The sequence below is a fragment of the Nitratifractor sp. genome, assembly GCF_015487065.1.
Classification (GTDB): domain Bacteria; phylum Campylobacterota; class Campylobacteria; order Campylobacterales; family Sulfurovaceae; genus Nitratifractor.
The window spans coordinates 1-10334 of record NZ_WFQN01000076.1 but is presented as its reverse complement, the minus strand read 5'-3'; the positions used below and the strand labels follow the sequence as shown (position 1 = coordinate 10334).

7 protein-coding genes and 1 pseudogene are annotated in these 10334 nt (G+C 57.1%); all 8 read right to left on the bottom strand.

What is annotated here, in order from left to right; translation table 11 throughout:
• Window positions 1–491: fumarate hydratase (locus tag F8I07_RS04120; RefSeq protein ID WP_292656091.1), on the bottom strand; the 491-nt coding region annotated here is incomplete at its 3' end.
• A gap of 9 nt (window positions 492–500) precedes the next feature.
• Window positions 501–1484, bottom strand: a complete 984-nt coding sequence (gene mdh, locus F8I07_RS04115) for a malate dehydrogenase (RefSeq protein ID WP_292656089.1) — start codon at window positions 1482–1484, stop codon at window positions 501–503.
• A 177-nt stretch (window positions 1485–1661) separates the two neighbouring features.
• Complete coding sequence (locus tag F8I07_RS04110) at window positions 1662–3848, bottom strand: NADP-dependent isocitrate dehydrogenase (RefSeq protein WP_292656086.1); 2187 nt, start codon at window positions 3846–3848, stop codon at window positions 1662–1664.
• A gap of 221 nt (window positions 3849–4069) precedes the next feature.
• A complete protein-coding gene (gene dnaE / locus F8I07_RS04105) occupies window positions 4070–7621 on the bottom strand; it encodes a DNA polymerase III subunit alpha (protein ID WP_292656083.1) in 3552 nt (1183 codons plus the stop codon).
• A gap of 130 nt (window positions 7622–7751) precedes the next feature.
• Complete coding sequence (locus F8I07_RS04100) at window positions 7752–8096, bottom strand: arsenate reductase family protein (protein WP_292656081.1); 345 nt, start codon at window positions 8094–8096, stop codon at window positions 7752–7754.
• Entirely contained in the window at window positions 8093–9211 is a 1119-nt protein-coding gene (locus F8I07_RS04095; RefSeq protein ID WP_292656079.1) for an aminotransferase class I/II-fold pyridoxal phosphate-dependent enzyme, read from the bottom strand. Before F8I07_RS04095 ends, F8I07_RS04100 begins: the two co-directional genes overlap by 4 nt.
• A gap of 16 nt (window positions 9212–9227) precedes the next feature.
• Window positions 9228–9788, bottom strand: a complete 561-nt coding sequence (locus tag F8I07_RS04090) for a DJ-1 family glyoxalase III (protein ID WP_292656076.1) — start codon at window positions 9786–9788, stop codon at window positions 9228–9230.
• A gap of 219 nt (window positions 9789–10007) precedes the next feature.
• Window positions 10008–10334, bottom strand: a pseudogene (locus tag F8I07_RS04085) (elongation factor P); the annotation flags it as partial.

The following is a 10334-nucleotide window of genomic DNA, read 5'->3' as shown; positions in this document are numbered from 1 at the left end:
GCAGGGGCCAAAACGGTGGCACGGGAGACATTTTCGCTTCCGCCCCCTTTGGCGGCGTACTCGATCTCGATCTTGTCACCGGGGACGATATCGAAATGGATAACGGCGGGGAGGTTGTAGCCCACTTCATCCTTGAGGTTGTGACGGTCGAAACAGTCGCAGGTGGAAGCCCGCAAATACCCCTCTTTGTAGGCCTCTTCGGTGGCCTGGTTGATGGCATCGCGGATGGAACCGCCCACCACTTTCACCTCTTCACCGACGTTGATGAAGTAGACCGCCAGACCGGTGTCCTGACAGAGAGGACGATCCTCTTCACTGGCCAGATGGGCATTGTCCAGGATCTGCTTGAGGACCGACTTGGCCACCTCACTCTTTTCATTCTCATAGGCCTCTTCGATGGCTTTGAGGGCATCCTCGGGAAGATGGGAGGCGGTGTGCATCACCATCGCTTTGACCGATTTGACCAGATCGTCATAGGCTATTTCTCTCATGGGTATCCTTTACTCTTCTGTGATGATGTTGTCTTCGGGGTTGGAGAAGAACTGATTGCGTTTGAGGACGTTGATCATGCTGCGTACCGACGCGACACTCTTGGCGAATTTTTTCTTCTGCCCTTCATTGAGGGTCACTTCAAAAAGTTTCTCTACGCCGTTGGCCCCCAGTGCCACAGGCACGCCAGAAACCACATCCCGATAGCCGTAGTGGCCGTCGAGATAGACGGCACAGGGATGAATCTGCTTGGTGTCCTTGAGGATCGCTTCCACCATGATCGCCGTCGCTTTGGCCGGGGCGTAGTAGGCGGAGCCGGTCTTGAGATAGCCGACAATCTCGGCACCGCCGTGTTTGGTCCGCTCCACCACATCGATGATCTCCTCTTCGCTGAGGATATCGGTGAGCGGCACACCGGCCACGGTGGAAAATTTGGGCAGGGGCACCATATCGTCACCGTGGCCTCCCATGACCGAGGCCCGGATCTGTCCGGCTCCGTAGCGGATCTTTTCAAAGATAAAGTGGGCCATCCTCGCACTGTCGAGAATCCCGGCCATGCCGACGACACGCTCCTTGGGGAAACCGCTCTCTTTGAGGGCCACATAGGTCATGACATCCAGGGGGTTGGAGACCATGATGATGATGGAGTCGGGGGCGTGGGTTTTGACGTCGTTGACCACCTCTTTGGTGATCTCGGCATTGATCATCAGCAGATCGTCCCGACTCATTCCGGGCTTGCGGGGAGAGCCGGCGGTGATGACGACGACATCGCTGCCGGCCATATCCTCCGCCTTTTCCGCGACACAAACCAGAGTATGCTGCCGGGCGGCATTGGCCGCCTGGGACATATCCAGGGCTTTGCCCTTGGCGATCTCGGGCGCCCGGTCCCGCAGCATCACCTCATGGCAGGTCCCTTTCATCGCCAGGGAGTAGGCGACAGTCGCCCCGACGTTCCCGGCCCCGATAATCGTAACTTTTTTTCCACGTTTTTTCATAGCACTCCTTTGAAGGCCCTCCGGAGTACTACTGCAAAACATAACTCAGAAGCGACTTCTCAATTATGCTTTGCGCTCAGCGATACTCCGATCAGGCCGAAAATTGAATGACGGCATCCTCATCGACGCCGTCCTTTTCCGGATCATTGTAGCGAAACCCGGCGACACTTTGATCACTTAGACCCGGTCAATGATCTCGTTGAAGGTCTGGCTGGGACGCATGGCCGCCTCGGCCCTTGCATCGTCGGGATCGTAATATCCGCCGATATCTTTGGGGCTTCCCTCGGAGGCCAGCAGCTCCTCCAGGATCTTCTCTTCGTTTTTGGCCAGGGCATCGGCCACCGGAGTGAAGGTCTCCGCCAGCTCCTTGTCCACGGTCTGCGTGCTCAATGCTTCCGCCCAGTAGCGGGCCAGCCAGTAGTGGCTCGCTTTGTTGTCGGGTTCACAGCACTTGCGGCTGGGAGCTTTGTCGTTGCCCAGATAGCCTTCGTTGGCTTTGTCCAGAGTATCGGCCATGACCCCGATCTTCTCATCCTCGTGTTTCATATACTCCATCCGCAGGGATTCGGCCAGGGCCAGGAACTCGCCCAGGCTGTCCCAGCGCAGGTGCCCCTCTTTGAGGAACTGTTCCACATGTTTGGGGGCGGATCCGCCCGCACCGGTCTCGAAAAGCCCGCCGCCGGCCAGCAGAGGAACAATGGAAAGCATCTTGGCCGACGTTCCCAGCTCCAGGATCGGATACATGTCGGTGAGATAATCCCGCAGAACGTTTCCGGTGACAGAGATGGTATCCAGACCGGCACGGACACGCTCGTTGGTGTAGTTGGTCGCCGCGGTCACATCCATGATGGGCAGCTCCAGACCGGTGGTGTCGTGCTCTTTGAGATACTTTTCGACCAGTTTGATCATATTGGCATCGTGGGCCCGGTTCGCATCCAGCCAGAAGACAGCGGGAACACCCTCAATACGGGCACGCTCCACGGCCAGTCGGACCCAGTCGCGGATCGCTTCGTCTTTGGCCCGCACCAGACGCCAGATGTCGCCCTTTTCCACTTCGTGCTTCATCAGCACTTCGCCGCTCTCGCTGACCACCTCCATCACACCGTCTTCGGCCACTTCGAAGGTGGTGGGGTGGGAACCGTACTCTTCGGCCTTTTTCGCCATCAGTCCCACGTTGGAGACCCGACCCATGGTGGTCACGTCGAACTGACCGTTTTTCTTGCAATCCTCCATCATCGCTTCGTAGAAGCGTCCGTAACTGCTATCGGGAATGACCGCCAGGGTTTCACGGGCGTCGCCGTTTTTATCCCACTGCTTGCCGCCTTCGCGGATGACCACGGGCATGGAAGCATCGACGATCACCAGGTTGGGAGCATCCAGGTTGGTGATGAGTTTGTCGCTGTCGCTCATAGCCAGATCGGGCTTGCCGTTGAGGATCACCTCTTTGATCGCCGCTTCGATCTCCTCTTTTTTGTCGGAGTTTTTGAGTTTGTCGTAGAGATCCCCCAGTCCCAGGTTGGGATTGACCCCCAGCTTTTTCAGTTCGTCACCGTACTTCTCGAAAACATCCTTGAAGAAGATCTCAACCGCGTGACCGAACATGATGGGATCGGAGATCTTCATCATCGTCGCTTTGAGGTGCAGGGACCAGATCAGATCCTTCTCTCTGGCCTCTTCGATGGTTTGGGCATAGAACTCACGCAGCGCTTTGGCGGACATAAAAGTCGCATCGAGAACCTCATCGGTCTCGGCTTCGATCTCTTTGAGCGTTTTGCCGTTAAGTTTGATACTGACAGTCTGGGCTTTGGGGACGATGACCGACTGCTCGTTGCCGTAGAAATCTCCTTTGCCGTCCATATGGGCGACACGGGCCTGGCAATCCTCGGCGAAGGGTTTGAGACGATGGGGATGCTCCTGGGCATATTTTTTGACCGCGTGGGCGCTGCGGCGGTCGGAGTTGCCTTCCCGCAGGACCGGGTTGACGGCGGAACCGAGGCAGGTGGCGTATTTGGCCGCGATCTGCTTCTCCTCTTCGGTCTCGGGATTTTCGGGATAGTCGGGGATATCGTAGCCGTGCTCCTGCAGCTCGGCGATACACTCCTTGAGCTGGGTCACGGAGGCGGAGATATTGGGGAGCTTGATGATGTTGGCTTCGGGCCGATGGACCAGCTCGCCCAGTTTGGCAAGCTCATCCTCCCGCTTGCCCATGGCGGCCAGAACCCGTCCGGCGAGGGAGATATCGCTCAGACGCATGTTCACACCGGCTTTGCCGACGTACTTCTTGACGATAGGGTAGAGGGAATAGGTGGCCAAAGCCGGCGCTTCGTCGATTTTGGACCAGACGATCGTGGGTTGCGTACTCATGGGAACTTCTCCTGGAATATTGGGATTGTTATTGGTGAGCTCATTATATCGGTAGTGACGTTGAAGCTTGCAGGGATCCGAAAGCGCAAAAGTAAAAGAAGCTCAAAGTGTTTCTCTACTACACAAATGCCAATCGATATCAAATCACAACGGAGAAAAAGGAGGAGAGGCCGAAGGATTGGCCGTGCAATAAATGAGTAGGAGGGTAACGGAAGAAGCCTTTAGGCACTCAGCTCCGCCGGCTGGATCCCCAGACTCCTGGCCGCTTCGATGATCGCCCGGCTGACATGGACTTTGGATTCGATCACCACATCCGCCAGTTTGGTGCGGATCTGCAGCTGCAGAGGGTGGGGGCCAGGGTTGCGCTCGGCCAGGCAGTAGAGCTCTTCGACGATCTTGGGATCGGGCATTAGATCCAGAGCCAGAATCACCGGAGGCTGCTCCTCGGGGGCTTCGGTGTGCTTCTGCTCCTTTTTCACCTTGACCTTCTCTTTTTTCGCCTCTTTGAGGGTCTCGATCTTGAGAATATTCATCCGGGTGAAGTCCCCGTCTTTCGTCACTTTGACCTTGAAGGCGATGGGACGGGAGAGATCAAACTCCTCCTCCAGCTCCTTGAGCCGGTCGGCGAAGAGCATCAGCTCGATATTACCATGGAGATCCATAACATTGGCGATACCGAATTTGTTTCCCTTTTTGGAGATCTTTTCGGTGATCGATTCAATTTTGCCGATAAAAAGCGCCTGGGAGCCGTCGGCCAGCTCGTCGATCTCGGAGCTGAGGGTGTAGTCGATTTGGGCCAGCTCGTCGCGGTACTTGTCCAGAGGGTGCCCCGAGACATAGAAGCCCAGGGTCTCCTTCTCAAACTCCAGGATCTGCAGCGGCTCGAACTCCTCCATGGGATCGAGGCTCAGCTCCACATGGGTCATCTCCTCGCCGCCGCCAAAGAGGGAGTTTTCGGCCATCTTCTTGGCTTGGGCAGCTTTGGCAGCGGTCTCCATGATCGTTTCGATCTGGGTCAGCATCGCCTTGCGGGTATAGCCCAGGCTGTCCAGTGCCCCGGCTTTGATGAAGGCTTCGATCACCTTTTTGTTGACCTTGGCGGTGTCGATCCGGGAGACAAAGTCGCTCAGATCCCGGAACGGACCCTCTTGGCGGGCTTCCAGAACGGAACGCACGGCGATATCCCCGGCCCCCTTGATGGCGCCCAAGCCGAAGAGAATCGTCGGTTTGCCCTCGATCTCATCGGCGACAAAAGCCAGGTCGGAGCGGTTGACGTCGGGGGGCAGCAGCTCGATCCCCATGTGCTTGACCGCATCGACGTAGCGGACTACCTTGGTGGTGTTGTCCTTCTCCAGGGTCAGCTGGGCTGCCATGAACTCGGTGGGGTAGTAACACTTGAGGTAGGAAGTGTAGAAGGTGACCATGGCGTAGGCGGCGGAGTGGGATTTGTTGAAGCCGTAGCCGGCGAACTTGACAATCAGATCAAAGAGCTCGGCAGCTTTGGCCTTGTCAAAGCCCTTCTTAGCCGCTCCTTCGGCGAACTCCCCTTTGAGTTTGTCCATCTCCTCCTTGATCTTCTTTCCCATCGCCCGGCGCACCAGGTCCGCCCCGCCCAGAGAGAAGCCTCCGATGGTCTGGACGATCTGCATGACCTGCTCCTGGTAGACGATAACCCCGTAGGTAGGTTTGAGGATCGGCTCGAGCTCCGGGAACATATAGGTGATCTCTGCCCGGCCGTGCTTGCGCTCGACGAAGTCATCCAGCATCCCCGACTCCATGGGGCCGGGGCGGTAGAGGGCCAGCATCGCGATGATATCTTCGAAGGTGCTGGGTTTGAGCTTTTTGGCCAGATCCTGCATCCCCGCCGATTCGATCTGGAAAAGCCCCAATGTGTTGCCGGTGGCGATATAGTCGTAGACCTTGGGATCGTTGATATCCACCTGCTTGAAGTCGATCCGTTTGCCGTGGCGCTTCTCGATGAGCTGCAGCGCCTCTTCGATCACCGTCAGGGTCTTGAGCCCCAGGAAGTCGAACTTGATCAGATCCACATCCTCGACATACTTCCCACTGTACTGGGTCGCCAGGGTCTCCTGGCCCGTGGGTTTGAAGAGCGGAGTCTTCTCCCAGAGGGGCTCGTTGGAGATGACGACGCCGGCGGCATGGGTTCCGGCGTTGCGGTTGAGCCCCTCCAGTGCCAGGGCGAACTGCCAAACCTGAGCCGCTTTGGGATCCCGCTCGATGAGCTCTTTGATCTTGGGCTCTTTTTCGTAGGCATCTTTGAGGGTGATTTTCAATTCGTCGGGAATCAGTTTGGCGAAGGCATCGGCTTGGGCGTAGGGCAGCCCCATGACCCGCGCGACGTCCCGGATGACCCCTTTGGCCAGAAGCTTGCCGAAGGTGATGATCTGGGCGACGTTGACTCGGCCGTACTTCTCCACCACATAGTCGATGATCTCCTGGCGGCGGCTCTGGCAGAAGTCCATATCGATATCGGGCATGCTGACGCGCTCCGGATTGAGGAAACGCTCGAAGAGCAGGCCGTAGGGCATGGGATCGATGTCGGTGATCTGTAGGGAATAGGCGACCAGACTTCCCGCCGCCGATCCCCGACCGGGCCCGACGGGAATTCCCATCTCCTTGGCCGCCCGGACGAAATCCCAGACGATGAGCATGTAGCCGGGAAACTTCATGGAGTTGATGATCCCGATCTCGGTCTCGAGACGCTCCCGGTACTCGGCGTGTTTCTCCTCGGGGACGTGTTCCAGTCGTTTGGCCAGTCCCTTGCGGGCCTCATGCTCGAAGAGGACGATGTCGTTGGCCAAGGAGTACTCTTTCTCAGGCTCCGGAAGCTCCAGCCCCTCCAGAGCCGCCCGTTCCCGGGTAAATTTGAAGTTGGGGGGCGTGGGGTTGCCCAGCTTGATCTCCAGGTTGCATTTGTCGGCAATCTCCTGAGTATGCTCCAGGGCCTCGGGGATGTCGGCGAAGAGCCGCGCCATCTCTTCGGGGGATTTGACGTAGAATTCGTGTACCGAGTGGCGCAGACGCTTGGGATCGTCATACTGTTTGTTCATGGCGATGCACATGAAGGCCTCATGCGCCTCGGCATCCTCGGGGTTGGTGTAGTGGGTGTCGTTGGTGGCGATGATCTTGATCCCGGTCTCCAGAGAGAGACGGATGATCTGCTCGTCGATGCGCTGCTGGTCTCCGATGCCGTGGCGCATCAGTTCCAGATAGAAATCCTCGCCGAAGATCTCCTGGTACTCCAGAGCGATCCGCTTGGCCTCTTCGTAGCCGCCGGCGCCGAACTTTTTGTTACGCTCGCTCAGATTGAGATGCCAGTTGACCTCCCCCTGGAGGCAGGCGGAGGTGCAAATAAGCCCTTCGCTGTGTTCCCGCAGAAGCTTCTTGTTGATCCTCGGGTAGTAGTAGAAGCCATTGAGATAGGCCTGGGAGCTGAGATACATGAGGTTTTTGTATCCGATTTCGTTCTTGGCGAAGAGACAGAGGTGGTAGCGCTGGCGGGTGCTCTTGTCCCCCAGCTCCTCGCTGTTGTGCAGATAGGCCTCCATCCCGATGATGGGTTTGATCCCCTCTTTGCGCATCGTGTTGTAGAAGTCGATGGTCCCGAACATGTTGCCGTGGTCGGTCATGGCCACCGCATCCATTCCCAGCTCTTTGACCTTTTTGGCCAGGGCTTTGATCTTGTTGGCCCCATCCAGGAGGGAATACTCGGTATGCAGATGGAGATGGGTGAATCGGGGTCTGTCGGACATGGCTACCTCTATATTTTGTCTTGGCTTTGGAGGCTAAATATAGCACAGTTTGTTTGAGGGAAGATGGAGGATGGAAGATGGAAGATTTAATAGGGCCGAAAGACCGGCAAGCAAAGGCTGGAAATGCCGCTTATCCGAAGAGCTCCCCGTAGCGTTCCGGATCGAAACCGACGACGACCTCTCCATTTTCCAGCTCGATCACCGGCCGTTTGATGAGGAGGTTCTCTTTGCAGAGCCACTCCCGCATCCCCGCTTCGTCCAGATTCAGCTCCTTGAGTTTGAGCATTCGGTATTTGGTTCCCCGTTTGTTGAACAGCGTCTCAAGGGGAACCTTGGCCAGCCACTGATCGATCTTTTCACAGCCGACCGGGGTCTTTTTGAAATCGACGAATTCGAAGTCGACCCCCTTTTCTTTCAAATACTTCAACGCCTTGCGTACCGTATCACAGGTTTTGATGCCGTAGACTCTGATCATCGTCTCTCCTTCAGATAGTTTTCGAGCCGCTCCACCCCTTCGGCCATATGTTCGATACTGCGGGTATAGGCGAAGCGAAGCTTGGTGGCGGTGCCGTGACGGCCGAAATCGATCCCGGGGGTCACGGCGATGTGGATCGCTTCCAGCAGCTCACGGCTGAAGGCCGTGGAGTCTTCGGTGTACTCCGAAACGTCGCACCAGAGGTAGAAAGCTCCGTCGGGTTTGGCATCGACAGGCAGAAGCGGATTCAATGCCTCGTAGAGATAGTCACGCCGTTGGCGAAAGATCTCCCGCACCTGCGCCAGGTAGTCGTAATCGAAAGCCTCCAGCGCCGCATACTGGCTCAGCGTCGGTGCGGAGATGAAAAGGTTCTGGGCGATGATCTCCGCCGGACGAATGAGGCGTTCGGGGACGATCATCCAACCGATCCGCAGTCCCGGCATGCAGAAATATTTGGAAAATCCGTTGATGACGATCGCTTCGTTGCTGAACTCCAGCGCCGTGTGGGCCCGTTTTTCATAGACCAGGGCGTGGTAGAGCTCATCGGAGATCAGAGTGATTCCCTCCTGGCAACAGTAGTCCGCCAGGCACTTCAGGGCTTCGGCGTCGTAGAGGGTCCCGGTGGGGTTGGAGGGGAAGGAGATGTGCAGGACATCGAGGGCAGTGCCCTCCAGATCCCTGGGCCTCAGCAGGTAGCCGTTGCTTTGATCCACGGGGTAGAAACGCGGTTCGGCATCCACCATCACGGCGAAATTGGGATAGCAGGGATAGGAGGGATCCGCCAACCCCAGCCGACCCCCCGCCTTCAGGGTCAGCAGATAGGCCACTAGAAATGCATTGCTGGTGCCGGGGGTGATCAGGATCCTCACCGGATCCACTTCCACCCCGTAGTCGTGCCGGTAGTGGGCTGCGATCCGCTCTCTGAGTTCCCGCAGCCCCATGCTTTCGGTATAGGCGAAACGCTCACGCTCCACCGCCTCCCCCAAAGCCCGTTTGACGCCGGGCGGAGGCGGCAGATCCGGCTGCCCCACCTCGAAATGGATCGTATCGTCAAAAGCCTGGGCCTGCCGTACCAGATCCATGACCCGAAAGGGAGTCATCCGTTCATAGCGCAAAAGTCTCCGCTCCCTCTCAGCAGTAACTCGCCAGCGTGCCGTTTTTGACCGTCTCGTAGCTCTCCTCGCCCACCAGCTGCCGGACGATCTCTAGAGCGAAACAGATCGCCGTACCGGGCCCCTGGGAGGTGATCACCTTCTCATCCACCACCACCTTTTCGTTGATCCAGTCCTCGGGCCGGATCTGCTCCTCCACGCTGGGGTAGCAGGTGTATTTGGGGCTGAGCACCCCGGCCACGTGCAACGCATAGGGAGCGGCACACATGGCCGCGACCCATTTGCCGCGGGCTTTGAACTCTTTGAGCAGCTTCTGGGCCAGTTCGTTCTCCGCCAGCCGGTTGGTCCCGCCCCAGCCACCGGGCAGGACGATGATGTCATACTCGTCCACCACCGCATTGGCCAGAGGCATATCGGCCTGGACGGTGATGCCGTTGGCTCCGGTGATCAGGTCCGTCGCGAACTCCCCGGGCAGATAGGCGCTGTTGACCTCCACCCCGCCACGACGCAGTATGTCGATGATCGTGACCCCTTCGATCTCTTCGAATCCTTCGGCCAACGGTACCAATGCACGTGCCATGACAAACTCCTTTACAATGAAATATGGGTGTTTGGAAATTATAACGGATTTGAGAGCGCCTTCGGCACAGTAGTTAGTCGATAGTCAATAGTTGATAGTCTCTAGTTTACAAGCTGCTTGAACGGAGATTTGCTCTTTTCTATTTCTTTAATGAAAAGCGTTGCAAAGCAACGCATACCAAAATTCCTAGTTACTAGTTACTCGTTTCTAGTTACTGTTTCATTTCACCTTTTCAAGGTACTTCCCTTCGGCAGTATCGACTTTGATCTTGTCTCCTTCGAGGATATGGAAAGGGACCTGGACCACGGCACCGCTCTCGAGCGTGGCGGGTTTTTTGCCCCCCTGGGAGTCGCCCTTGAAGTTGGGGGGAGTCTCGACCACTTCCAGGACCACGGTCTGGGGGATCTCCACGGTGATGGGCTTGCCGTTGTGGAAGAGGATATCCGCCTCCATCCCGTCGATCATGAAATCGAAGACCTCGCCCACCTGTTCATGGGTCAGACCGATCTGATCGAAGGTCTCGCTGTCCATGAACTGCAGAAACTC